Genomic DNA, 23,630 nt, shown 5'->3' on the forward strand with positions numbered 1-23,630 from the left:
CGAATTCGTCACATCGACACTATGGACATCGTCAACGTGACGTGAAGCAGTTATGATAGATAACGTCATTTCGACGAAAAGGTTTCTCCGAAGAAAGGGTGCGTGACGTGACCACCGCCCAGCCCCTGGATGTTCAGCCGACGCCGCTCGCTCTGCTCCTGCTCGGCCGCGAGGCCGACCCGAAGAGCGAGCGCGGCGTGGAGTGTCCCGGCGATCTGCCGTCGCCCTCCGACCCGGACCTCGTGGAGCGTGCCCGCGCCGCCAAGGAGAAGCTCGGGGACAAGGTCTTCGTGCTCGGCCACCACTACCAGCGTGACGAGGTCATCCAGTTCGCCGACGTCACCGGCGACTCGTTCAAGCTCGCGCGCGACGCCGCCGCCAAGCCCGAGGCGGAGTACATCGTCTTCTGCGGTGTGCACTTCATGGCGGAGTCGGCCGACATCCTCACCACCGACGACCAGAAGGTCGTCCTGCCGGACCTGGCGGCCGGCTGCTCGATGGCCGACATGGCCACCGCCGAGCAGGTCGCCGAGTGCTGGGACGTGCTGACCGAGGCCGGCGTCGCCGAGCAGGTCGTGCCCGTCTCGTACATGAACTCCTCGGCCGACATCAAGGCCTTCACCGGCAAGCACGGGGGCACGATCTGCACCTCGTCGAACGCGAAGCGCGCGCTGGACTGGGCCTTCGAGCAGGGGGAGAAGGTGTTGTTCCTGCCGGACCAGCACCTGGGCCGCAACACCGCCGTCCGCGACATGGGCATGTCCCTGGACGACTGCGTGCTCTACAACCCGCACAAGCCCAACGGCGGGCTCACCGTCGAGGAGCTGCGCGCCGCCAAGATGATCCTGTGGCGGGGGCACTGCTCGGTGCACGGCCGTTTCTCGCTGGACTCGGTCAACGACGTCCGGGAGCGCATCCCGGGCGTGAACGTGCTGGTCCACCCGGAGTGCAAGCACGAGGTCGTCGCCGCCGCGGACTACGTGGGCTCGACCGAGTACATCATCAACACCCTGGACGCGGCCCCGGCCGGCTCGAAGTGGGCCATCGGCACCGAGCTGAACCTGGTCCGGCGCGTGGCCAACGCGCACCCGGACAAGGAGATCGTCTTCCTCGACAAGACGGTCTGCTTCTGCTCGACCATGAACCGCATCGACCTGCCGCACCTGGTGTGGACCCTGGAGTCCCTGGCCGAGGGCAACCTCGTCAACCAGATCCGGGTCGACGAGGAGACGGAGAGCTTCGCCAAGCTCGCCCTGGAGCGGATGCTGGCGCTGCCGTAACGGTTCCTCGGATACGGGAGAAGGGGCGCCCCGCGCGATCGCGGAGCGCCCCTTCCTCGTGTCCTCAGGCCGTACGGTTCCTCGTGTCCTCAGGCCGTACGGGTCGGGCCGGTCAGACCGCGGCCGGCTCCTTCGCCTGCGGCGGGACCGTCACGTCGCCGGCCTTCGCCGTCTTCTTCGCCGCCTTCTTGTTCGCGCGGCGCTCCTTGCGGAGCTCGACCATCGCGTAGAGCGTCGGGACGAGGAGAAGCGTCAGCAGCGTCGAGGTGATCAGACCGCCGATCACCACCACGGCGAGCGGCTGGGCGATGAAGCCGCCCTCGCCGGTGACACCGAGAGCCATCGGCAGCAGGGCGAAGATCGTCGCCAGGGCGGTCATCAGGATCGGGCGGAGCCGGTGCCGGCCGCCCTCGATCACCGCTTCGACGACACCCAGGCCCTGGGCCCGGTACTGGTTGATCAGGTCGATCAGGACGATCGCGTTGGTCACGACGATGCCGATGAGCATCAGCATGCCGATCATCGCCGGGACGCCCATCGCGGTGTCCGTGACCACGAGCAGACCGATCGCGCCGGTCGCCGCGAACGGGATCGAGACCAGCAGGATCAGCGGCTGGATCAGCGACCGGAAGGTCGCGACGAGCAGCATGAAGACGATCGCGACGGCCGCGAGCATCGCCAGGAACAGGTTGGTGAAGGCCTCGCTCTGGTCCTCGGAGACCCCGCCGATGGTGGCGGTGGCACCCGCGGGCAGGTCGAGCGCGTCGATCTTCGACTGGAGCGAGGCGCTCACCGCGCCGGTGTTGTCACCGGTCGGCTTGGCCGAGATCGTCGCCGCGCGCGCCCCGTCGATCCGGGTCATGGAGACCGGACCGGGGACCAGCTCGACGGTGGCGATGTCGCCCAGCCTCACCGGGCCGAGGGGCAGGGCCTTCAGCTCGGCGAGGGTGGTGGCCGGCTTCGCCGAGGTGATGAGGACGTCCCGCTCGCTGTCGTCGAGGATCGCCTTGGCGGCCGGGGTGCCCCGGACGGCCTGGGCGACGATCATGCCGAGCGAGCCGGAGTCGAAGCCCGCGTCGGCCGCCTTGGCGTCGGCCGTGACGGAGATGCGCGGGACGGACTGCGACAGGTCGCTCTGGACGTCGGTGACGTCCTTCATCCCGGCGATCGCCGTACGGACCTGCTCGGAGGCCTTCTTGAGGACCTCCGAGTCGGCGGCCTTCACGACGACGCTCAGGTCCTGGCTGCCGAAGCCGTCACCGGCCGCGATGGTGGTGTCGCCGATGCCGTCGAGGCCGGCAAGCGCCTTCTCGATGGACGCGCGGGTCTTCTCGTACGCGTCGGAGTCCTCCAGGCTGATCTTGTACGAGGCCTGGTTGGAGCCGGTGCCGCCGCCGAAGGCCGCCATGAAGCCGGAGGAGCCGACGGTGACCTGGTAGTCCTTGACGCCCTCGGTCTCCGCGAGGACCTTCTCGATCTTCTTCGCGGCCTCGTCGGAGGCGCTCAGGCTGGTGCCGGGCGCCAGCTCCTGCCGGATGCTGAGCACCTCCTGCTCGCCCTGGTCGAAGAAGTTCGTCTTCAGGAGCGGGGCCATGCCGAAGGTGACGACGAGGACGACGAGCGCGATGGCGAGGCTCATGATCCGGCGCCGGGTCGCGAACCGCAGGACGGGCACGTACAGGCGCTGGAGGCGGCTCTTCTCCTCCTTCTCCTCGGCGAGCCTGCGGGCCTCCTCCAGGTCCTCGGAGGTGCCCTTGGGGGCGCGGAGGAACCAGTACGAGAGGACGGGGACCACGGTCAGGGAGACGAGCAGCGAGGCGAGCAGGGCCGCCGTGACCGTCAGCGAGAACGAACCGAACAGCTCGCCGATCATGCCGCCGGTCAGACCGATCGGCAGGAAGACGGCGACGGTGGTGAGCGTCGAGGAGGTGACCGCGCCGGCCACCTCGCGGACCGCGGTGATGATCGCGGTCTGACGCTCCTCGCCGTAGCCCAGGTGACGCTTGATGTTCTCCAGGACCACGATCGAGTCGTCGACGACCCGGCCGATGGCGATGGTGAGCGCGCCCAGGGTGAGCATGTTGAGCGAGAGGTCGCGGGTCCACAGCACGATCAGGGCCAGGACGACCGAGAGCGGGATGGAGACCGCGGTCACCAGGGTCGAGCGGATCGAGGTCAGGAAGACCAGGATCACCAGGACGGCCATGACGAGACCGAGCGCACCCTCCGTGGTGAGGCCCGAGATGGCCTTGGCGACGGCCGGGCCCTGGTCCGACACGACGGTCAGCTCGGCGCCCGCGCCGAGGTCGCGGCGCAGGTCGGGCAGCTTCTCCTCGACGGCGTCGGAGATGGCGACGGCGCTGCCGTCCTTGTCCATCGTGGCCATGACGGCGAGGCTGGGCTTGCCGTTGGTGCGGGTGAGGGAGACGCTCGGCGACTCCTCCTGCCGGACGGTGGCGACGTCACCGAGGCGGACCGCCTTGCCCTTGCCGGGGATGGCCGAGGGGATGCGCAGGTCCTCGATCTGCTTCAGGGAGGTGTAGCCGCCGCCGACCTGGATCGTGCGGCTCTTGCCGGCCTCCGAGAAGGAGCCCGCCGGGATCGTGGCACCGCCGGAACGGAGGGCCTCGGCGAGCTTCATGGAGCCGATTCCGGCCGCGGCGAGCTTCCGCTCGTCCGGGACGACGGAGATCTGGAGGTCCTGGACGCCGCTGACGGAGACCTGGCCGACGCCCTCGATCCCTTCGAGGGCGGGCACGACGGTCCGCTCCAGGAGGTCGGCGAGGGCCTGCGGGTCCTTGTCCGAGGCGGCGGCGAGGACGACGGTCGGCATGTCGTCCGTCGAGCCGGCCACGACCTGCGGGTCGACGCCGTCGGGCAGCTGGGCGCGGGCCCGGTTCACGGCCTGCTGGACGTCGGCGACGAGCTGCTTCGTCGACTCGTCGCCGTAGTCGAAGGAGGCCATGACGACGGCCATGCCCTCGGAGGCGGTGGAGGTGACGCCCTTCAGACCGTCGACGGCCTTGAGGTTGTTCTCCAGCGGTTCGACGACCTGCTTCTCGACCACATCGGGAGAGGCGCCCTGGTACGGGGCGAGGATCGAGACCATCGGCAGCTCGATCGAGGGGAACAACTGCTGCTTCAGCTGCGGTATCGCGATCGCCCCGAACACGATCGCGACGATGGACATCAGCCCGATCAGGGCCCGTTGCGCGAGGCTGAATCTCGACAGCCAGGACATGGGGTCTCTCTTCTGTGGCGTACTCGTCGGCAGGCGGGAGCAGCCAAGACCCCGGCCGTGATCCGCCGGAGGTGCCCCCCGCCTATACGATCTGCCATCCGCGGCCGGAAATCCTCGCCCCCCGGGCTCACTTCCTTATCCCGCGCATACCGCGTCTGGAGTACGCCGGAGCCCCGGATCACTCCACCCTCGGACGTACCAGTCCCGATTCGTACGCCGTGACCACCAGCTGGGCCCTGTCGCGGGCGCCGAGCTTGGCCATGGCCCGGTTGACATGTGTCTTCACCGTGAGCGGGCTGACGTCGAGCCGCTCGGCGATCTCGTCGTTGGAGAGTCCGCCGCCGACGAGGACGAGGACCTCGCGCTCGCGTGCGGTGAGCGCGGCGAGCCGCTCGGAGTAGGCCCGGTCGCCGTCCCCCGCGGGGTCGAAACCGGCGCCCTGCGCGAGGAAGGTGGCGATCAGCCCCTTCGTGGCGGCCGGGGAGAGCAGCGCCTCGCCGGCGTGGGCGATCCGGATCGCGCCGAGCAGCTCCTCCGGTTCGGCGCCCTTGCCGAGGAAACCGGAGGCCCCGGCGCGCAGCGACTGCACGACGTACTCGTCGACCTCGAAGGTGGTCAGCATGACGATCCGTACGGCGGACAGCTCGGGGTCGGCGGTGATCGTCCGGGTCGCGGCGAGACCGTCCGTGCCCGGCATCCGGATGTCCATCAGGACGACGTCCGGGCGCTCGGAGCGGGCCAGGGCGACGGCCTGGGCGCCGTCGGCGGCCTCGCCGACGACCTCCATGTCGGGTTCGGAGTCGACCAGGACCTTGAAGGCGCTGCGGAGCAGGGCCTGGTCGTCGGCGAGCAGCACTCGGATCGTCATGCGTCCTCCCCCGTACGGGTCGTCACGGGAAGTATCGCCTGCACCCGGAAGCCGCCGCCGTAGCGGGGTGCGGTGGTCAGGGTGCCGCCGAGCGCACCGACCCGCTCGCGCATGCCGAGCAGGCCGTGGCCGCCGGAGTCGGCGGGGGCCCCGGTCTGCGGGGCGCCGTTGTCGAGGACGGTGATCTCGACCGTACGGCCCACCCTGACGACGCTCACCTCCGCCTCGGCGTCCGGTCCCGCGTGCTTGCGGACGTTGGTGAGGGCCTCCTGCACGATCCGGTACGCGGCGAGGTCGACGGTCGCGGGCAGGGGTCGGGGCTGGTCGCCGTCGCAGCGGGCCAGGGTGACGGGGAGGCCGGCCTTGCGGAAGCTGTCGAGGAGTCCGTCGAGGACGGCGAGGCCGGGGGCGGGCTCGGTGGGTGCCTCGGGATCGCCGGACTGGCGCAGCAGGCCGACGGTGGCACGGAGCTCGTCGAGCGCGGAGCGGCTGGCCTCACGGACGTGCGCGAGGGCCTCCTTGGCCTGGTCGGGGCGCTTGTCCATGACGTGGGCGGCGACGCCGGCCTGGACGTTCACCAGGGCGATGTGGTGGGCGACGACGTCGTGGAGGTCGCGGGCGATCCGCAGCCGCTCCTCGGCGACCCGGCGGCCCGCCTCCTCCTCACGGGTGCGTTCGGCCCGCTCGGCGCGCTCGCGTATGGCGTCGACGAAGGCCCGGCGGCTGCGGACGGCGTCCCCGGCGGCGGCGGCCATGCCGGTCCAGGCGAAGACGCCGAGGTTCTCCTGCGCGTACCAGTGCGTGGGGCCGAAGATCATGGCGGCGGCGGTGAGCATCGCCATCGTGACGAGTCCGACGCGCCAGGTGGTGGGGCGGTCGGTGCGGGAGGCGACCGTGTAGAGCGCGACGACCGCGCTCATCGCGATGGGGGCGGGCCGGTTGTCGTTGACGAGTTCGACGAGGCAGATCGTCACCGTGAAGCAGAGCACCGCGAAGGGTCTGCGGCGGCGCAGTACCAGCGCGGCGGCCCCGGCGACCATGATCAGCACGCTCCACAGGTCGGGCGCGTGGTCGCCGAAGGTCGGTCCCTCCCGGCTCCCGTGCGGGTCGGTGAAGGACCCGGCGATCATGCAGACCAGCGTGCCGCTCGCGATCACCGCGTCGAAGGCGAGCGGGTGCGCGCGGAACCAGTCGCGGAGACGGGCGGGGAAGGTGCCGGTGGCGGGGCCGGTGGAGGTCACGTCGAGCAACGGTACGGGGCGGGCGGCGATACGGGGCGGGGCGGGCGACCCTCGTACGGGGGCCGGGCTGCCGACGTCGCCGGGACCGATGGCGGGTCCGGCACGGGAAGACGGGAAGCACGAGGTCCCGCCACCCCCGGAGGGGCGGCGGGACCTTGCGTACGGAAGGACTGTCCGGAGCCGGCCCGGGATCGGGCCGAGGTCAGCCGGGATCAGGCCGAGGTCAGCCCGGGATCAGGCCGTCGTCGGAGAGCATCTGCCGGACCTCGTCCAGACTCGCGTCCGGGGCCGGAAGGATCAGCTCCGAGGGTTCCAGGGCGGCGTCCGGAAGCGGCTCGCCGAGCCTCCGGACGGCGTCGAGCAAGGCTCCCAGCGTCCTGCGGAAGCCCTCGGTGTCCCCCGACTCCATCTCTTCGAGCAGCTCGTCGTCGAGCCTGTTCAGCTCCACGAAGTGGCTGTCGGCCAGCTTCCACTGGCCCTCCCCCATGATCCGTACGATCATGACGCGTCCTGTCTGTCGCCTGGCTTTCGCCTACTTCTCGAAGCGCGGGTGGGACTGCTGGTTGCGGTCCTGCGGGGCGGCCTCGCCGCCGCCTTCGAGCGCCTGCTGCTGCGCCGACGGGCCTCCGGCCAGCTCGGCCTTCATCCGCTGGAGCTCCAGCTCGACGTCCGTACCGCCCGAGAGCCGGTCCAGTTCAGCCTGGATGTCGTCCTTCGCGAGCCCGGACTGGTCGTCGAGGGCTCCCGAGGCGAGCAGCTCGTCGATCGCGCCGGCGCGCGCCTGGAGCTGGGCGGTCTTGTCCTCGGCCCGCTGGATCGCCAGACCGACGTCGCTCATCTCCTCCGAGATACCGGAGAAGGACTCGGCGATCCGGGTCTGGGCCTGGGCCGCCGTGTAGGTCGCCTTGATGGTCTCCTTCTTCGTGCGGAAGGCGTCGACCTTGGCCTGGAGGCGCTGCGCGGCGAGCGTCAGCTTCTCCTCCTCGCCCTGCAGCGTCTGGTGCTGCACCTCCAGGTCGCTGACCTGCTGCTGGAGCGCGGCCCGCCGGGACAGCGCCTCGCGCGCCAGGTCCTCGCGGCCGAGGGCCAGCGCCTTGCGGCCCTGGTCCTCCAGCTTGGAGGACTGGCCCTGCAGCTGGTTCAGCTGGAGTTCGAGCCGCTTGCGGGAGGTGGCGACGTCGGCCACGCCGCGCCGCACCTTCTGCAGCAGTTCCAGCTGCTTCTGGTAGGAGTAATCGAGCGTCTCGCGCGGATCCTCGGCCCGGTCAAGGGCCTTGTTCGCCTTCGCGCGGAAGATCATCCCCATACGCTTCATGACACCGCTCATGGGCTTCGCGCGCCCCCTTCTGACGGACTTCGGCTCCAGCTCTCCAACAGGATCCACAGTACGGGCCCTGTCTCCATTACCGCACTGTTCGGAGCGGGATGCGCTCCTCCCCAAGGACGACTGCGGGTGATCTCTCCTCCCGCCCAGGGTGTAGATCGATCTCGGGGAGACCCCTGCCCGTCCTCCGTACGTACCGCCGTAGACGCAGTCCGTTAGCGGATCGTTCCCGCCCGGGCTGGGGTCCATGCCCACCACCCCGTACCCTTGGGTTTTGTGTTCCGTAGCCGTTCGAAGGACGAGAAGGCCCCCACCGACAAGGTGACGGCGGACCTCTCCACCAAGCAGCCCCGCGACCCCGAGGCCCCCAAGGGCCGCCCGACACCGAAGCGGAGTGAGGCGCAGACCCAGCGTCGGCGCGCCGTGACGGTGCCGACCGACCGCAAGGAGGCCGCCAAGCGCCAGCGCGAGGCGCGTCGCTCGGACCTGTCCCGGCAGCGCGAGGCGCTGGCGAGCGGTGACGAGCGTTATCTGCCGGCCCGCGACAAGGGTCCGGTGCGCAGGTTCGTGCGCGACTTCGTCGACTCGCGCTTCGCGATCGCCGAGTTCTTCCTGCCGATGGCCGTGGTGATCCTCGTGCTGTCGCTGTTCGGGAACGCCAACCGCGCCCTGCAGAACATCTCGCTGCTCCTCTGGCTCGGTGTGATCATCCTGATCGTCATCGACTCGATCGGCATCTGGATCCGGCTGCGCAAGCAGCTGAACGAGCGCTTCCCGAACGAGCCGAAGCGTGGCGCCATCGCCTACGGCCTGATGCGCACGCTCCAGATGCGCCGACTGCGGCTGCCGAAGCCGCAGGTCAAGCGCGGAGAGCGGCCCTGAGCGCCGAAAGCTCGGGCTTCGGCGGGCACGTCTTCGGCGTGGACGCCTCGGCGACGGGCGGCGCCGTGCTGCCCGCCGTCGCGCACTGGCCCGCCGGGCACGGCGGGCTGCGCGACACCATCCGGCAGGAGATCATCGCCCGCCAGGTGGACGAGCAGATATCCGCTCGCTACCCCGTGGGGCAGCGGCTGCGGATCCTCGACGCCGGCATGGGGCAGGGCACGCAGGCGCTGCGCCTGGCCCGCGCCGGGCACACGGTGACCGGTCTCGAGGCCGATCCCGACCTGCTGAAGGCGGCGCGTGAGTCGCTGGCGACCGAGCCCGCCGGGATCCGCGAGCGGGTCCGGCTGATCGAGGGCGACGGCCGCGAGACCGGCGTCCACTTCCTGCCGGGCAGCTTCGACGTGGTCCTCTGCCACGGCGTTCTCATGTACGCGGACGAGCCGGACGCGCTGCTCGCGGGTCTGGCCCGGATGCTGGCCCCCGGCGGCCTGCTCTCCCTCGTCGTACGGAACGCGGAGGCGCTCTCCATGCGTCCGGGGCTCGCCGGCGACTGGTCCGGGGCCCTCGCGGGCTTCGACAGCGATGTCTACACGGACGACAACGGCGTGAAGGTGCGGGCCGACCGGCTCGACGCGCTGACGTCGACGCTCGCGGGGATCGCCGCGCCGCTGCACGCCTGGTACGGGGTGCGGGTCTTCACGGACGGCGTCCCGGCCGAGACGGGCCTGCCGGCCGCCGAGGAGCTGGACCGGCTGCTCGCCGCCGAGGAGCGGGCCGGCCGCTCGGAGCCGTACCGTCGGATCGCCGCGCTGCTGCACCTGTGCGGTGTACGGGGCTGAGCGGCGGAAGCCGTACCCGTTTCCCTCCCCTTCCCCGCACCGTTCGCGCGACCTCGTTCTCCCCGCCGTCCACGCGACGCCCGAACCGTCGCACCCGCGCCTGATCAGGTTCCGTCGCCTCCCTACCTGATCGGGTGCGCTCACCGGGCCGGGTGCCGGGGCCGCGCCGATACTCCGGACATGGACGTATCCCGTGCCCGCGCCCGACGCCTCCTGCCGCCCCTGACCGCCGGGGCCTGTGCCGTCGCGCTCGTCTGCGGGTGTTCCGCCGCGGGCGACGCGGCCGCGCCCGAGCGCTCCACGCAGGCGGCGGCTCCCCGCGCCGCCAACGACCTCCAGGACGACTACCAGGCCGTCATCAAGGACGTCCTGCCGTCGGTCGTGCAGATCGACGCGGCGCGCAGCCTCGGCTCCGGGGTCGTCTACGACGACAAGGGGCACGTCGTCACGAACGCGCACGTCGTCGGCGAGGAGAAGACCTTCCGGGTCACGGCCGCGACGGGCGGGCAGCCGGTGACGGCCCGGCTCGTCGCCTCGTACCCGGAGCAGGACCTGGCGGTGATCAAGCTGGACACCGTGCCGCAGGGGCTGAAGGCGGCGAAGTTCGGCGACTCGGCCGCCGTCGACATGGGGCAGATCGTGCTCGCGATGGGCTCCCCGCTGGGGCTCTCCGGCAGCGTGACGCAGGGCATCGTCTCGGCGACCGGTCGCACGGTCAGCGAGGGGCAGACCGGCGGGGGCACGGGCGCGACCATCGGGAACATGGTCCAGACGTCGGCCGCGATCAACCCGGGCAACAGCGGGGGCGCGCTGGTCAACCTGGACAGCGAGGTCATCGGCATCCCGACGCTCGCGGCGGTGGACCCGGAGATGGGCGGCGGTTCGGCGCCCGGCATCGGCTTCGCGATCCCCGCGTCCATGGTGCGGACGGTCGCGGACCAGATCGTCAAGGACGGCAAGGTGACGGACTCGGGCCGGGCCGCGCTCGGCATCACCGGCCGTACGGTCCTGAACGACGACTCCGAGCCGGCGGGCGTCGCGGTGGTCGAGGCGCCCGCGGACGGGGCTGCCGGGAAGGCCGGGCTGAAGCCGGGTGACGTGATCACACGGCTCGACGACACGGACATCACGACGATCACCTCGCTGTCGGAGGCACTGGCCTCGCATCAGCCGGGCGACACGGTGACGATCACGTACGTCCGGGGCACCGAGACCCGCAAGACGGAGGTCACGCTCGGCGAGATGTGACCCGCCGGGCCGGTACTCCCCCACGGACCAGGGGATGCGGGGGCCGTGGCTCCCGCATCCCGTGGTCGCCGGGCGGTCTAGCCCTCCGCGTCCAGCGGCATCGGGCCGTAGATCTTGGTGCCGTCCTCCGAGAGCGTCACCTGGTCCGCGCCACCGCCCAGGAGGTCACGCCAGTGCTCGCCGATCCAGCTTTCGGCGTCGCCCTGGGTGGTGAACTCCTCGGGGGTCACCACCGGCTCGACCTCCGAGCCGTCGGACTTCTCGAACCGCCACGTCCATGCCATGTAAGCCTCCTGGCGCTCACCGGATGATCGGTTTCCTGCCCGCAGCGTAGCCGGGCGCGCACGCCTCGCGGTGGCGCGGGAGGATCTGAGGGTGGAACTGACTCTGCTCGGCACCGGCGCCCCCCTCGGGCTCCCCCGCCCCGACTGCCCCTGCGCCGTCTGCGCGCTCTCCCGCGGTACCCGGGCCCGGGCGGCCACCGCGCTGCTCGTGGACGGGGCCCTGCTGCTCGATCTGACCCCTGGGGCCGCGCTGGCGGCAGCCCGTTCGGGCCATTCGCTCGTGGGCGTGCGGCAGGTGCTGCTCACGCATCCGCACGACGGGCCCGCCGTGGAGGTGCCGGCCGGGCTGCCGACGGCGGGCCGGGTGCCGGACGGCCGGGAGTTGACGCTGATCAGCGGGCACCGGGTGCGGGCGGTACCGATGGACTCCCCCGGCACCGGGTACGAGGTGACCTCCCCGGAGGGTGAGCGGCTGCTCTACCTGCCGCCGGGCGGGGCTCCGGCGGGGCTGCCGGAGGACCCCGGGACGCCGTACGACATGGTCGTCGCCGATGTGACGGGCCGTCCGGACGGGCTCGCGCGGCTGCGGGCGACCGGGGCCGTCGGCCCGGCGACCGAGGTGATCGCCGTGCACCTGGACCACGACGTGCCGACGGGCCCGGCGCTGGACCGGCAGCTCGCGTCCGCGGGGGCGCGGGCGGTGCCGGACGGGACGACCCTGTACGTGGGCGAGTACCACGAGGTGCCGGACGTGCCGCGGCGGACGCTGGTGACCGGCGGGGCCCGGTCGGGGAAGTCGGTGGAGGCCGAGCGGCGCCTGGAGACCTTCCCCGAGGTGCTGTACGTGGCGACGGGCGGGACCCGGGAGGGCGACCCGGAGTGGGCGCAGCGGGTGGGGCTGCACCGGGAGCGGCGGCCGGGTGCGTGGCGTACCGCCGAGACCTGTGACCTCGTACCGCTGCTCGCGGAGGACGGGCCCGCGCTGCTCATCGACTGTCTTTCGCTGTGGCTGACGGACGCCATGGACCGGGTGGGCGCCTGGGACGACGAGCGGTGGGAGGACGGCGGGCGGACGGCGCTGCGGAAGCGGACGGCGGAGCTGGTCGCGGCGGTACGGGCCACGCGCCGCACGGTCGTCGCGGTGACCAACGAGGTCGGCTCGGGGGTCGTGCCGGGTACGGCGGCGGGGCGGCGTTTCCGGGACGAGCTGGGCCGGCTGAACGCCGCCGTGGCCGACCAGTGCGAGGAGGTGCTCCTCGTGGTCGCCGGTCAGGCGCTGGTACTGCGCGGGTAGGGTTCCCCCATCGATGGCCCTCGCTGATTGTCACAAGGCGGAACCCTTGAACCTGGACGACTTCTCCGATCTGATCGAGCGCGCCGACGGTGGTATCCGTCGCGACGCCGAGGAGCGCCGCGAGCGGCTCGTCGTGCCGCCGGGAGCGCTCGGGCGCCTCGACGAGCTGGGTGAATGGCTGTCGGCCGCGCAGGCGACGGTCAAGGTGCGGGCGATCGAGCAGCCGAAGGTCGTGCTCTTCGCGGGCGACCACGGGGTGGCCTCCCGCGACGTGTCGGGCCGCGCGCCCGGCACCACGCACGAGCTGGTCCGCGCGGTCCTGGACGGGGCGAGCCCGCTCGCCGTACTGGCCCGCTCGATGAACGTGCCAGTACGGGTCGTGGACGCCGGTCTGGACTGCGAGCCGGAGCTGCTGCCCGCCGAGGTGGTGCGCCACCGGGTGCGGCGCGGCAGCGGCCGGATCGACGTGGAGAACGCGCTGACGGTCGAGGAGACCGAGGCGGCGGTCCGGCTCGGCATCGCGATCGCCGACGAGGAGGCGGACTCGGGCACCGATCTGGTGGTGCTCGGCGATCTGAGCGTGGGCGGTACGACTCCGGCGTCGACGCTGATCGCGGCGCTGTGCGGGACGGACGCCTCCGTGGTGACGGGCCGGGGCGGTGCCGGGATCGACGACCTCGCGTGGATGCGCAAGTGCGCGGCGGTCCGGGACTCGCTGCGGCGGGCCCGGCCGGTCCTGGGCGACCAGCTGGAGCTGCTCGCGGCGGTCGGCGGCGCGGACCTGGCGGCGATGACCGGCTTCCTGCTGCAGGCCTCGGTCCGGCGGATGCCGGTGATCCTGGACGGGGTGGTCGGGGCGGCCTGCGCGCTGGTGGCGCAGCGGGCGGCGTTCCGCGCGCCGGACTGGTGGCTGGCGGGTCAGGTGAGCGGGGAGCCGGCGCAGGCGAAGGCGCTGGACCGGATGGCGCTCAACCCTCTGCTCGACCACGGCGTCCATGTGGGTGAGGGAACCGGGGCACTGCTCGCACTTCCCCTCGTCCAGGCCGCGGCGGCCTTCGCCGCGGAGCTGCCCGAACGTCCGGATCCGACCGCTCCGGACGCGCAGGGCACGCCGGACGCCGAGGTCACGCCGGACGCCGAGAGCGCCCCGGCGGCCGAGGGCGCTCCGGAGGCCTGACGGGGAGCGGTACGGATCGTCGACTTCGGAGACGGCCGGGCGCCACGCGCGCCCGGCCGTCTCCGGCGTCTCCGCACGGCAAGTGACGCCCCATATGATCGCTTTTCATGGGAGAAGTCCGCTTGTCTGCCGAAGCAACACCCCGAGGCTCCACCGTCCGTTCGCGGCGCGCTGCCGCGTTCGCCGTCTGGTACCTGCGCGTCGTCACGTTCATCAACTTCCTGAGCGCCGTCTGGGTCTCGTTCGGACAGGACCTGCGCCGGCACAACGAGGACGACTACTTCACCCCGTACATGCTCACCGCGGGCTTCGCCTCGGGCGTCTTCACGCTCTTCCTGGCGATCACCATGCGCCGCCGCAAGCGGGCCGCGTGGATCCTCAACATGGTGCTCGGCGGGCTGTTCCTGCTCCTCTTCGCCCTCGTCATGGTCTTCCCGGAGGTCCGGCAGCACGCCCAGAACTGGATCTCGCTCGCGCTGACCGCCGCCTTCGTCCTGGCGCTGCTCCTGGGCCGCAAGGAGTTCTACGCCAAGGGCGACCGCTCCAACCCGCTGCTCGCCGCGGCCGTGGCGGTCGGCGGACTGCTCGTCACCTCGCTGCTCGCCGCCGTCCTGGTCACCGTCACCAACACCTCCACCGCCCCCTCGACCTTCCTGGAGCGCTGGCGGTACGGCGTGATGCGGCTGGTGACCCTGGCGGCCGACGACTCGCGCTTCGCCGGGATCTCCACCCCCGGCTGGGTCGACGTCACCATCAACGTCCTCTCCACGCTGCTGCTCTTCGCGGTGCTCTTCGCCGCCTTCCGCGCCCGGCGGGCCGTCGACCCGCTGACCGAGGAGGACGAGGAGCGGCTGCGGATCCTGCTCGACAAGCACGGGGACCGGGACTCGCTCGGCTACTTCGCGCTGCGCCGCGAGAAGAGCGTCGTGTGGTCGCCGAGCGAGAAGGCCGCCATCGCCTACCGGGTGGTCGGCGGGGTCTCGCTCGCCTCCGGCGACCCGATCGGCGACCCCGAGGCCTGGCCCGGCGCGATCGAGCCCTGGCTGGCCGAGGCCCGCGAGCACGGCTGGATCCCGGCCGTGATGGGCGCGAGCGAGGAGGCCGGTGTCATCTACGCCCGGCACGGTCTCGACGCCCTGGAGCTGGGCGACGAGGCGATCGTGGAGACCGACGAGTTCACGCTGGACGGGCGGGCCATGCGAACGGTCCGGCAGGCCTTCAACCGGGTCAAGCGGGCCGGTTACGAGGTCCGCATCCGGCGCCACGAGGACATCCCGGCCGGGGAGATGGACGAGCTGCTCCGCAAGGCCGACGACTGGCGGGACGGGGCGACGGAGCGGGGCTTCTCGATGGCGCTCGGACGCCTCGGGGACCCGCGCGACGGGCGCTGCGTGATGCTGGAGTGCACCGACGGGCAGGGTGAGCTGCGGGCGGTGCTCTCCTTCGTGCCGTGGGGCCCGAAGGGGCTGTCGCTCGACCTGATGCGCCGTGACCGGGAATCCGAGAACGGCCTCATGGAGTTCATGGTGATCGAGCTCCTCCAGCGCGCGAAGGAGATCGGGATCACTCAGGTCTCGCTGAACTTCGCGATGTTCCGCTCCGTCTTCGAACGTGGCTCGAAGCTCGGCGCGGGACCCGTGCTGCGCATGTGGCGCTCACTGCTCAGCTTCTTCTCCCGCTGGTGGCAGATCGAGTCCCTGTACCGCGCCAACGCCAAGTACCGACCGATCTGGGAGCCCCGATTCATGCTCTTCGAGAAGAGCGCCGACCTGCTGCGCATCGGCCTCGCCGCCGGGCGGGCCGAGGGCTTCCTCGAAGCCCCGGGGCTGCTGGGGGCACCCCCTGGACGAAGTCCTTGGGGGAGGCTGCACCGCAAGCACCTGGAGAGCGGGCGTTGAGAGACTCCGTCGCCGGATTCGCCCGCCGCGAGTGGGGCCCGCTGTTCGGCACCGTACGGGCGGGGCTCGTCGAGAGGAAGTGGCGGGCGGCGCCGATGACGATGGCCGCCGTCTGCCTCACCGCCCTCTTCCAGGCCGTGCAGAACCAGGACTGGGGCTATCAGCCGGTCCAGGACATCGGCTCCGTACGGGCCGAGGACCCGCTGTGGCTCGCCCTGCTCCGGACCCCGCTCTCGCTCTTCGTCCCCGCGCTCGACCTGCCCGTCTGGGGCGCCCTGGCGCAGGTCCTGCTGGTCTTCGGGATCGCCGAGATCTGCCTCGGGCGGTGGCGGACCCTCGCCGTCGCCCTTCTCGCCACGCTCTGCGGGACGCTGTACGCGCGCCTCGGCATCGCCCTCGGGCCGGGCACCCCGTTCGGCCTGCCCGCCTCGGACGCGCAGGTCGTGGACACCGGCCCGTCGGCGGCCGTGGTCGGCCTCGCCGTCTACGTCTGCCGGCGCTACCGGGCCTGGTGGACCGGCGGCGCGGTGGTCGTGGCCATGGTCGTCGAGGTGATCGTCAAGCCGAACCTGGCGGGCAAGGAGCACCTCGCGGCCATCGCGGGCGTCCTCGTCCTGATCGGGTTCGAGGCCTGGCGGGAGCGGCGTCAGGACGGCGGGGTGGAGCCACGGCCGGGGACCCGCTCCTGGAAGCCGCCGATCAGGTCCTGAAAGCGGCGCCGGACCTTGGTCCAGCGCTTGTCGTGGCGGTACGCGCGCAGCCGGGAACGGGCCCGGGCCTTGTGCCGGCGGCCGTAGAAGCGGCGGGCCCACCAGGAGCCGGGGCGGGCCAGCCGCACGGCGCCGAAGATCGCGACGAACGGCACCAGGACCCCGAACACGGCCATCCGGAACTTCCCCTTCACCAGGGCGACCAGGACGAAGAGGAAGTTCACCGCCAGGGTCAGCAGGAAGGTGGTGCGGTCCTGGCGTTCGTCGGCGGTCATGTCGTCGACGCCGAGCGGGGAGAAGCCGCTCAGGACGAGCCCGACCATGGCCGCGGTGAGCACGACCACCTCGACGCTCTTGCGGCCGTCGTCCGTCCAGTACACGTCGTCGAGATGGAGGATCAGCGCGAACTCGTCGAGGACGAGCCCCGCGCCGATCCCGAAGACGACGGCGAAGACCGCCGCGCCGACGCCGTGCCTGCCGCTGCCCACCGCGCCGAAGCCGCCGATGACGGCGAGGACGACGCCCGGCACGACGTGGTGGATGTGGAGGCCCCCCGAGGAGACGTTCCCGAAGGGGCCCTTGCCCGCCCTGATGAGGCGGGTGACGGTCCGGGTGACCAGGAAAGTCAGGACGAACGAGGTCAGAGCGAGCAGCATCGGGAGCTTGCCCGGCTCGACGATGTTCCGGGTGAACCAGTGACCCATGCCACCCCGTTCCGATATGTGCGGAATGCGTAATCTACCGTCCGGAGGCGGCGATTACCCTGCCCGGATGGACGGCCTGCGTTTCGCCTTCGGCACCCTCACCGTGTTCCCCGCCCGCATCACCCGATGGGACCGGGACGCGGCGCGCGCCGGCATGCTCTGCGCCCCGCTCGCCGGCCTCGTCGTCGGCCTCGGCTCCGCGGCGCTCGGCGGGACGTTCCTGCTCCTCGGCTCGGGGCCGCTGCTCGCGGCCGTCATCACCACCGCCGTCCCCGCCGTGCTCACCCGGGGCCTCCACCTCGACGGCCTCGCCGACACGGCGGACGGCCTCGGCAGCGCCAAGCCCGCCGAGGACGCGCTGCGCATCATGAAGCAGTCGGACATCGGCCCCTTCGGCGTCATCACGATGCTCCTCGTCCTGCTCGCCCAGGTCGGCGCGCTCACCCGGCTGTACGAGGAGGGCTGGGCGCACGGCACCGTCGCCGCCGCGCTCGCCGCCACCGTCGCCCGCCTCGCCCTCACCCACGCCTCCCGCCACGGTGTCCCCGCGGCCCGCCCCGAGGGCCTCGGCGCGATCGTCGCGTCGACGGTCCCCGTCCGCTCGGCGACGATCTCGACCGCGCTCGTCCTGACGGCGTGCGCGGGGGCGGGCCTCCTCCTCTCCCCGTACGACGCGGTACGGAACGTGCTGGCGGCCGGCGCGGCCCTGGGCGCGGCGGCGCTGCTGCTGCGCCGGTGCGTACGGCGGTTCGGCGGGGTGACGGGGGACGTGTTCGGCGCGGTGGAGGAGGCGGCGGTGACGGTGGCGCTGGTCGCGCTGACGCTGGGGTGATCGTTCCGTGACCCGGCGGAGGGCAACCCTGGGGGTGGCCGGCGGGTCACCTGGTCATGATCAGAGGCATCACCCGTACCGCCGCCGCCCTCGCCGCCGCGTCCCTGCTCCTGACCGCCTGCGGCGGCGGCGATGACACCGCCGACGCGAAGCCCTCGTCCGCCGCGCCGACCGGGCATCCGGTCTTCGACCAGAAGCTGGACCGCCAGCTGTTCCTGGCCGCGCGTCAGACGCAGAAGGCGGGGAACGCGCGCTTCGTCCAGACCCTGACCTTCGGTTCGAAGAAGACGGGTGACCTGGTCCGGACGATGACCGGGCGCATGGACTTCGCCGGCGGACGCGGCCAGGCCGACGTGGTCTGGAAGGTGCCGAAGGGGGTGCCCGAGGAGACCCGGACCGTCGTGCTCGGGCAGACGCCCGGACGGGGGGACGGGCCCGCCTCCGTCGGCTATCTCGTCGACGGTCAGCAGATCCACTACCGGGCCGCCTCCTCGGACTACTGGATCCGCTACGCCTCCGGCGAGACCACGGTGATCTGGGACGACGCGATCGACCATCTACGGGGCACCGAAGGACCGATCGGCGGGACGCTCCTGGAGGGTCTGAGTGCGGCGGAGGCGGCCACGCGGAGCGACACCGCCGCGGGCCGTACGTACCGGGCGTCGATGCCCTTCGCCGTGCTGTTCACCATGTTCCCCCACGACCTGCGCCGGGAGCTTCGCATCGGGATAGGAAGCCCGGACCAGCAGGATCCGGTCCCGCTGACCGCCACCGTGGACCGGGAGGGCCGGATCACCCGCGCCGAGGCCGATCTCACCAAACTCCTCCGGAAGGACGGCGCCTTCGCCGGGTTCACGAGCCTGACGACGGCCCTCACGCTCACCGGGTACGGCACGTCGGCGCCGGTCATGACTCCCTCCGGGACCGTCCGCGCGGCGGCCGAGGACGTCCTGGCCATGCGGGACGTCAAGGACGGCGGCTGCGTCGACTTCGACTCCGGTCAGCGCCTCGCGCACATGGTCGTGAACGTGGACTGTGCCGGGCCACACGACGCCCGCGTCTTCACCCGGATCGCCCTGCGCGAGGGCACCTCTACGGCGGACACCCAGGAACGGTCGAACGTCGCCTGCGCCTACGCCCACGACGTGCAGAGGCCCGCGTGGCTGCCGAAGGCGACCGACATCTGGGCCTGGTGGACCCCCGTACCCAAGGGGCAGCCCGGCAAGGACGGGGTCACCTGCTACGTGCCCACGAAGCGCGGCGACTCCTAGCTGGGCGACCTAGCAGGCCCGGCGCCAGACCCCCAGTTCGTACCGCTTCTGCATCGAGCTGAGGCCCAGCGCGCGGGCCTGGGGGCAGAACTCGCGGGCCTCCAGCTCGTACTCGACGTGGAAGACCGCCTTGCCCGCGGCCACGAACGGGGTCAGGCGGCCGCACTCGTCGTACTCGGCGCACTGCTCGTTGACCGCGAAGTCGAAGTCCGGGAGCAGCTTCGGGATCTGGTCCAGGTCGTTCTTGAGGCCCACCGCGAGGCCCCGGTCGTGGGCCAGGCCGGCGATGAGGCGGTTGTAGCGGAGCTGGTCGGCGGCGGTGAGGGGAAAGCCGGTGCGGTTCCGGTAGCCGTCCATGTTGTCGGGTTCGACGGCGTCGAAGCCCTTGTCCCGGCACATGTCGAGCCGCTTCGCCATGAGGGGTTCGAGGACGTCGGTGCGGCGGATGTCGAGCCAGCGCTCGCCCTCCCAGCCGTTGCCCTTGCCGAGGACGGACTTCGGGAAGCGGGCGGCGTCCGGGCGGAACTCCTCCCAGGCGCCGGTGGAGAGGTAGCAGATGACCTTGCGGCCCCGGGCGTGCAGGTCCTTCACCGTGGACGCCGGGTGGTCGAAGCCGTCGATGTCGTACACCGGGACGTCGACCGTCGGGTCGAGACGACCGCTGAGCTGCCACTGCCAGGCCAGGCCGGGCTTCGGCAGCCAGCGGTCGCCCGTCGGCTTCGGGTCGGGGTCGGGGTCGGGGGCCGCCGTACAGGCCGTGGCGAGGAGCAACAGGCCCGCGAGCAGCGGCGGCAGACGTCTCATCGGGCGGGCTCCAGGAGGTGCGGAAGGGTGCCCCAGGGGTGCGCGCCCGTGCCGGGGACGGCGCAGTGCACCGGGGTGGCCGGGCGGACGCCGGGCGGGGCCGCGTAGACGAGGTGGCAGTAGTGCGGGGCGACCGGGAGGTCGAGGGTCCTGTACGTGTCCCAGGGGCCCTCGAAGGTGACGAGGAGGTCGGCGAACTCCTCGTACCCCGGATCGGGGTGGGCGCCGTGGTTGAGGACGAGGACCGCGGCCCCGGCGGCCCGGGCCGCGACCGCGATCCGCCGGAAGTGGGCGAGGGCGCCGGGCGCGGTCGGGACCTGGTCGAGGAAGGCACCGTCGGTGCCGTACCAGTCCCGGTGCCGGAGCAGCTCGGTGACGACCTCGGCGTGCGGGCGGCGGCCGTAGGCGGTGTCCACGTAGCCGAGGACGCGGACGCCGGAGGCCCGCAGCCGGGCGGACACCTCGGCGAACGCGGGGTCGGGGGCCTCCCCCACGCCGCTCGCCGGGTTGAGGACGACGCCGTGGAGGGAGGGCGCGGCGTCGACGAGCGCCGCCCACGCCTCGGGGCGCTCGGCGGGGTGCTCGTAGTACGGCACCAGCAGAGAGGACCTCACAGGACACCCCCTACGCGCGGTGGGCGGTCGGTCGTACCAGCAGAACACAGGTGAGGACGGCCAGCAGCACCGCCGCCCCACCGGTCGCCGCCGGGCCGGCCGCGGGTTCCACGGTCTGCGCGGCCGCCGCGAGCAGGCACACGGCGGCCGCGCTCCCCACCGCGCCGAAGGCCTGGAGCAGCAGCCCCAGCCAGAGCACGGTCCCGATCAGGAGCAGGGTGACCAGGCGCGGCGGCGTCGGCCAGAGCGCTCCCGGCCAGGCCAGGACCGTGGTGAGGGTGAGGCCGACGAGGACGGTGAGATAGCCGCCGAGGCAGAGGACGAGGGTGCCGGTGACCGCGCGGCGGAACTCGCGGGCCGTGCTCAGGGTCCGCAGCCGGACCAGGCTCTCGCCCCGGAAGCGGTGCAGGAGCCACTCGGCGGGGCCCATGGAGAGGGTGAGCGCGACGACCGCCCCTGCACCGCTCACGAGGGTGTCGCCGACGCCCGCCTGGAGGACGAGCAGTCCGCTGCCGAGGCCGAAGAGTCCGTACGGGAGGGAGGCCGTGCGCGGGGGCCCGCCGCGGCCCGCCGCCGTGCGCTTCAGGCCCGGCCGGAGCATGAGCGCCGCGAAGGTGACGGCGGCGGTGAGCGAGGCGAGGAGGAGGCCGGCGCGCAGGAGGTCGGGCAGGTCCCAGCGGAAGGCGGGGACGGCTCCGGCGAGCGGCAGCAGGGCGCAGAACAGGGCCCGTTCGCGGCCGAGGACCAGGAGGACGGTCGCGGCGGCGAGGTAGAGCGACTGGCCCGCGGCGAACAGGGCGGCCGGCGTCTCGCCGGGTGCGGCGGTCGCGAACGCGACGGCCGATCCGGCGAGGGCGCCCGCGGGGGCGCCGGTGAGCAGGGCGCGGGCGGCGGCGGGCCGGTCGCCGAGGCCGAGCCAGGTGTAGGCGCGGTGGGACAGGGCCTGGTTCCACACCCAGCCGGTGACGGCCCCGGCGAGGAGGGGGACGGTTCCGGCGGGGAGCCCGAAGCGGCCGTGCTCCCCTGCGAGGAGCGGCGCGGCGAGTACGTACGCGAGGCCGGGGAGCGCGAAGACGAGTCCGCGCAGGAGGCAGCCCGCGAGCCCGGTGTGCCAGGGCCCGGCGGGCGGCGCCTCGGGGGCGGGGTGGCACCGCTCGACGCGCGCGTAGAGGTCCTCGGCGAGGGCGAAGGAGTCGGCTCGGCCGTAGGTGAGACGGATGTGGTCGTCGGTCATGCCGTCGGATTCGAGGATCGCGGCGATCTCGTCCGGGTGCACGGCGACGGCGACGAACCCGCCGAGCCGTTCGGCGAGTTCGTCGAGGGGGTCGACGGCGAGGTCGCTTCCGTCCCCGCTTCCGGTGGAGGCGGGGACGGAGGCGAGGACAGAGGCGGAGGCGGAGGCGGGGAAGGAAGCGGAGGCGGGGAGGGAAGCGGAGGCGGGGAGGGAAGCGGGGGCCGGGTGCGAGGGTGCCGTGGCGCCCTCCCGCCGACGGCGGGGGATCGACGGGAGAGGGGTCACCGTGACCGGGGGTTTCAGCCAGAGGGAGCCGCTCATACCGGGGTGCCTCCTGCGACGAGGGTTGCGGGGGTGCGACGGGGCGCGGGGAGGCGGATCGTCCAGGTCTTCGGGGTGAGGCGGGGGCGGGGTGCCGGGCGGGCGCCCGCGAGTTCGCGGTAGATCTGACGGAAGCCGTCCACCGAGCGGTTCAGGGTGAAGCGGTCGATGACCCGCTGCCGCGCCTGACGGCCGAGTTCGGCGCGCCGGGCCCCGTCCCTGAGCAGTTCGGTGACGGCGGCGGCCATGACGGCCGGTTCGCGGGGCGGGACGACGATCCCGGTGTCGCCGACGGCCTCCCGTACCCCTCCGACATCCGTCGACACGGTCGCCCGGCCGCAGGACATGGCCTCGATGAGGGAGAAGGGGAAGCCCTCGCTGATGGAGGAGAGCATGACCACGCTGCCGGCCGCGTAGGCGCGCGGCACCTCGGAGACCCGGCCCTCGAAGGTGATGCCGTCGGTGACGCCCAGTTCGGCGGCGAGCTTCTCCAGGCGGGTCCGGTAGTCCTCGTTCCCCGCGGGGACCGGTCCGAACAACCGCAGCCGCAGCTCGGGGAGTTCGGCGCGGCAGATCGCGTACGCCCGGATCAGCGTCTCCAGGTCCTTGATGGGGTCGACGCGCCCGCACCAGCTGAGGGTGGGGGTCTCGGGTTCGGGGCCGGCCTCCGGGAAGAGGGCCGGGTCGACGCCGTTGTAGACGGTGCGGATGCGGTCGGCGGGGGCGCCGCCCCGCTCCTCCCAGCGGCGGTTGTACTGGTTGCAGGGGGTGATGAGGTCGGCCTTGCGGTAGCCGAGCGTGTTGAGCTCGCGGTAGAAGCCGAGCATGAGGGCCTTGACGGGCCAACGTTGCGCATCGGTGCGGTAGCCGAGGTAGCGCTCGCGGAGGTAGATGCCGTGTTCGGTGAGCAGGAAGGGCACCCCTTCGAAGTGCTGCGCGGCGAGGGCCGGCAGCGTGGCGAGGCCGCTGGAGACGGCGTGCGCCACGCCGCCGGTGGCTATCCGGGCGGCGAGCGGGCGCAGCGCGTGTTCCAGCAGGTCGGTGGCGGTGAGCGCGTCGTGGACGGTGGGCCGGGCCGCAAGCGTCGGCAGGTGCGGCATGGTCCAGATCCACATGAGGGAGCGGAGGGCCGGTTCGGAGCGCAGGGCGGCGGTGAGTCGTCCCTGGCGGGCGAGTTCGGCCAGCTCGTACAGGCTCGTACCGAAGTCGCAGCCCGCCTCCGGGTCGAGGAGGGCGAGCAGCAGGCGTTCGTACGTGTCGAGGAAGCGGCGGCGTTCACGCCCCCGCAGGGGCCGGCACGCTCCGGCGAACAAGCCGGGCGCGGCCGGCCCCTGCGGGTGGCCCCAGAGGGGGAACGCGGTGTGCCGGGTGATGTTGGGCGGCAGCTCCCAGGTGACGGGTTCGCGGCCGCTGCCGGTGAGGGCGAGGATCTCGAAGTCGACCTCCGGCATGCCGCGGACGAGCTGGTCGCACCAGGTGCTGACGCCGCCGTGGACGTGCGGATAGGTGCCTTCGGTGAGCATGGTGACATGACGGCCACTGCTCGGCATGTGCGTTTCCC

The 23,630-nt window shown here is 72.4% G+C and carries 21 protein-coding genes; 10 read left to right on the forward strand and 11 right to left on the reverse strand.

Annotated elements, in window-relative coordinates; translation table 11 throughout:
* The first annotated feature begins 98 nt into the window (after window positions 1-98).
* Window positions 99-1,280, forward strand: coding sequence for a quinolinate synthase NadA (gene nadA / locus OG580_RS09435; protein WP_267043192.1), 1,182 nt, complete (start codon window positions 99-101; stop codon window positions 1,278-1,280).
* Window positions 1,281-1,392: 112 nt separating this feature from the next.
* Here nadA and OG580_RS09440 read toward each other — a convergent pair whose 3' ends face one another.
* From OG580_RS09440 to OG580_RS09460, 5 genes are all read right to left on the reverse strand, one after another.
* A complete protein-coding gene (locus OG580_RS09440) occupies window positions 1,393-4,521 on the reverse strand; it encodes an efflux RND transporter permease subunit (protein ID WP_267043193.1) in 3,129 nt (1,042 codons plus the stop codon).
* Between the two features lie 178 nt (window positions 4,522-4,699).
* Window positions 4,700-5,389, reverse strand: coding sequence for a response regulator transcription factor (locus OG580_RS09445; protein ID WP_267043194.1), 690 nt, complete (start codon window positions 5,387-5,389; stop codon window positions 4,700-4,702).
* Window positions 5,386-6,630, reverse strand: coding sequence for a sensor histidine kinase (locus OG580_RS09450; protein WP_267043195.1), 1,245 nt, complete (start codon window positions 6,628-6,630; stop codon window positions 5,386-5,388). The genes OG580_RS09445 and OG580_RS09450 overlap by 4 nt, the downstream gene beginning before the upstream one ends.
* A 223-nt stretch (window positions 6,631-6,853) precedes the next feature.
* Window positions 6,854-7,132: a hypothetical protein gene (locus OG580_RS09455; protein WP_267043196.1), complete on the reverse strand. Its 279-nt coding sequence runs from the start codon at window positions 7,130-7,132 to the stop codon at window positions 6,854-6,856.
* A 30-nt stretch (window positions 7,133-7,162) separates the two neighbouring features.
* Entirely contained in the window at window positions 7,163-7,957 is a 795-nt protein-coding gene (locus tag OG580_RS09460) for a PspA/IM30 family protein (RefSeq protein ID WP_267043197.1), read from the reverse strand.
* Window positions 7,958-8,230: 273 nt separating this feature from the next.
* Between OG580_RS09460 and OG580_RS09465 the strand changes: the two genes are divergently transcribed.
* From OG580_RS09465 to OG580_RS09475, 3 genes are all read left to right on the forward strand, one after another.
* Complete coding sequence (locus OG580_RS09465) at window positions 8,231-8,836, forward strand: DUF3043 domain-containing protein (RefSeq protein ID WP_267043198.1); 606 nt, start codon at window positions 8,231-8,233, stop codon at window positions 8,834-8,836.
* Window positions 8,837-8,901: 65 nt separating this feature from the next.
* Complete coding sequence (locus tag OG580_RS09470; protein WP_267047947.1) at window positions 8,902-9,678, forward strand: bifunctional 2-polyprenyl-6-hydroxyphenol methylase/3-demethylubiquinol 3-O-methyltransferase UbiG; 777 nt, start codon at window positions 8,902-8,904, stop codon at window positions 9,676-9,678.
* 180 nt (window positions 9,679-9,858) lie between these two features.
* Window positions 9,859-10,926, forward strand: a complete 1,068-nt coding sequence (locus OG580_RS09475; protein ID WP_267043199.1) for a S1C family serine protease — start codon at window positions 9,859-9,861, stop codon at window positions 10,924-10,926.
* A 77-nt stretch (window positions 10,927-11,003) separates the two neighbouring features.
* On the opposite strand, the gene OG580_RS09480 is transcribed toward OG580_RS09475, so the two are convergent.
* Entirely contained in the window at window positions 11,004-11,210 is a 207-nt protein-coding gene (locus OG580_RS09480) for a hypothetical protein (protein ID WP_267043200.1), read from the reverse strand.
* Between the two features lie 91 nt (window positions 11,211-11,301).
* Here OG580_RS09480 and OG580_RS09485 point away from each other — a divergent pair, with 91 nt between their 5' ends.
* The 4 genes from OG580_RS09485 (at window position 11,302) to OG580_RS09500 (ending at window position 16,289) form a co-directional block, all read left to right on the forward strand.
* The gene (locus OG580_RS09485) at window positions 11,302-12,504 is read left to right on the forward strand and encodes a bifunctional adenosylcobinamide kinase/adenosylcobinamide-phosphate guanylyltransferase (RefSeq protein ID WP_267043201.1); all 1,203 of its coding nucleotides are present in this window, start codon (window positions 11,302-11,304) and stop codon (window positions 12,502-12,504) included.
* Window positions 12,505-12,550: 46 nt separating this feature from the next.
* Complete coding sequence (gene cobT, locus OG580_RS09490; protein ID WP_267043202.1) at window positions 12,551-13,681, forward strand: nicotinate-nucleotide--dimethylbenzimidazole phosphoribosyltransferase; 1,131 nt, start codon at window positions 12,551-12,553, stop codon at window positions 13,679-13,681.
* Between the two features lie 107 nt (window positions 13,682-13,788).
* A complete protein-coding gene (locus OG580_RS09495) occupies window positions 13,789-15,579 on the forward strand; it encodes a phosphatidylglycerol lysyltransferase domain-containing protein (RefSeq protein WP_267043203.1) in 1,791 nt (596 codons plus the stop codon).
* Window positions 15,576-16,289, forward strand: a complete 714-nt coding sequence (locus OG580_RS09500; protein ID WP_267043204.1) for a hypothetical protein — start codon at window positions 15,576-15,578, stop codon at window positions 16,287-16,289. Before OG580_RS09495 ends, OG580_RS09500 begins: the two co-directional genes overlap by 4 nt.
* On the opposite strand, the gene OG580_RS09505 is transcribed toward OG580_RS09500, so the two are convergent.
* Window positions 16,226-16,993: a hypothetical protein gene (locus OG580_RS09505; RefSeq protein ID WP_267043205.1), complete on the reverse strand. Its 768-nt coding sequence runs from the start codon at window positions 16,991-16,993 to the stop codon at window positions 16,226-16,228. The genes OG580_RS09500 and OG580_RS09505 overlap by 64 nt on opposite strands.
* Window positions 16,994-17,018: 25 nt before the next feature.
* On the opposite strand from OG580_RS09505, the gene OG580_RS09510 reads away from it, so the two are divergent.
* Together OG580_RS09510 and OG580_RS09515 are read left to right on the forward strand one after the other, a co-directional pair.
* Window positions 17,019-17,825, forward strand: a complete 807-nt coding sequence (locus tag OG580_RS09510; RefSeq protein WP_267043206.1) for an adenosylcobinamide-GDP ribazoletransferase — start codon at window positions 17,019-17,021, stop codon at window positions 17,823-17,825.
* Between the two features lie 56 nt (window positions 17,826-17,881).
* The gene (locus tag OG580_RS09515) at window positions 17,882-19,096 is read left to right on the forward strand and encodes a hypothetical protein (RefSeq protein ID WP_267043207.1); all 1,215 of its coding nucleotides are present in this window, start codon (window positions 17,882-17,884) and stop codon (window positions 19,094-19,096) included.
* 9 nt (window positions 19,097-19,105) lie between these two features.
* Here OG580_RS09515 and OG580_RS09520 read toward each other — a convergent pair whose 3' ends face one another.
* Genes OG580_RS09520 through pelF form a run of 4 tightly spaced genes read right to left on the reverse strand, consistent with a single transcriptional unit; the run spans window position 19,106 to window position 23,619 of the window.
* Window positions 19,106-19,900, reverse strand: coding sequence for an endo alpha-1,4 polygalactosaminidase (locus tag OG580_RS09520; protein WP_267043208.1), 795 nt, complete (start codon window positions 19,898-19,900; stop codon window positions 19,106-19,108).
* Window positions 19,897-20,514, reverse strand: coding sequence for a spherulation-specific family 4 protein (locus tag OG580_RS09525; RefSeq protein WP_267043209.1), 618 nt, complete (start codon window positions 20,512-20,514; stop codon window positions 19,897-19,899). Before OG580_RS09525 ends, OG580_RS09520 begins: the two co-directional genes overlap by 4 nt.
* Window positions 20,515-20,524: 10 nt before the next feature.
* A complete protein-coding gene (locus OG580_RS09530; RefSeq protein ID WP_267043210.1) occupies window positions 20,525-22,069 on the reverse strand; it encodes a hypothetical protein in 1,545 nt (514 codons plus the stop codon).
* The gene (gene pelF / locus OG580_RS09535; RefSeq protein ID WP_267043211.1) at window positions 22,066-23,619 is read right to left on the reverse strand and encodes a GT4 family glycosyltransferase PelF; all 1,554 of its coding nucleotides are present in this window, start codon (window positions 23,617-23,619) and stop codon (window positions 22,066-22,068) included. The genes OG580_RS09530 and pelF overlap by 4 nt, the downstream gene beginning before the upstream one ends.
* Between the last annotated feature and the right edge of the window lie 11 nt (window positions 23,620-23,630).

The sequence above is a fragment of the Streptomyces sp. NBC_00094 genome, from assembly GCF_026343125.1.
In the GTDB taxonomy this organism is placed as follows: domain Bacteria; phylum Actinomycetota; class Actinomycetes; order Streptomycetales; family Streptomycetaceae; genus Streptomyces.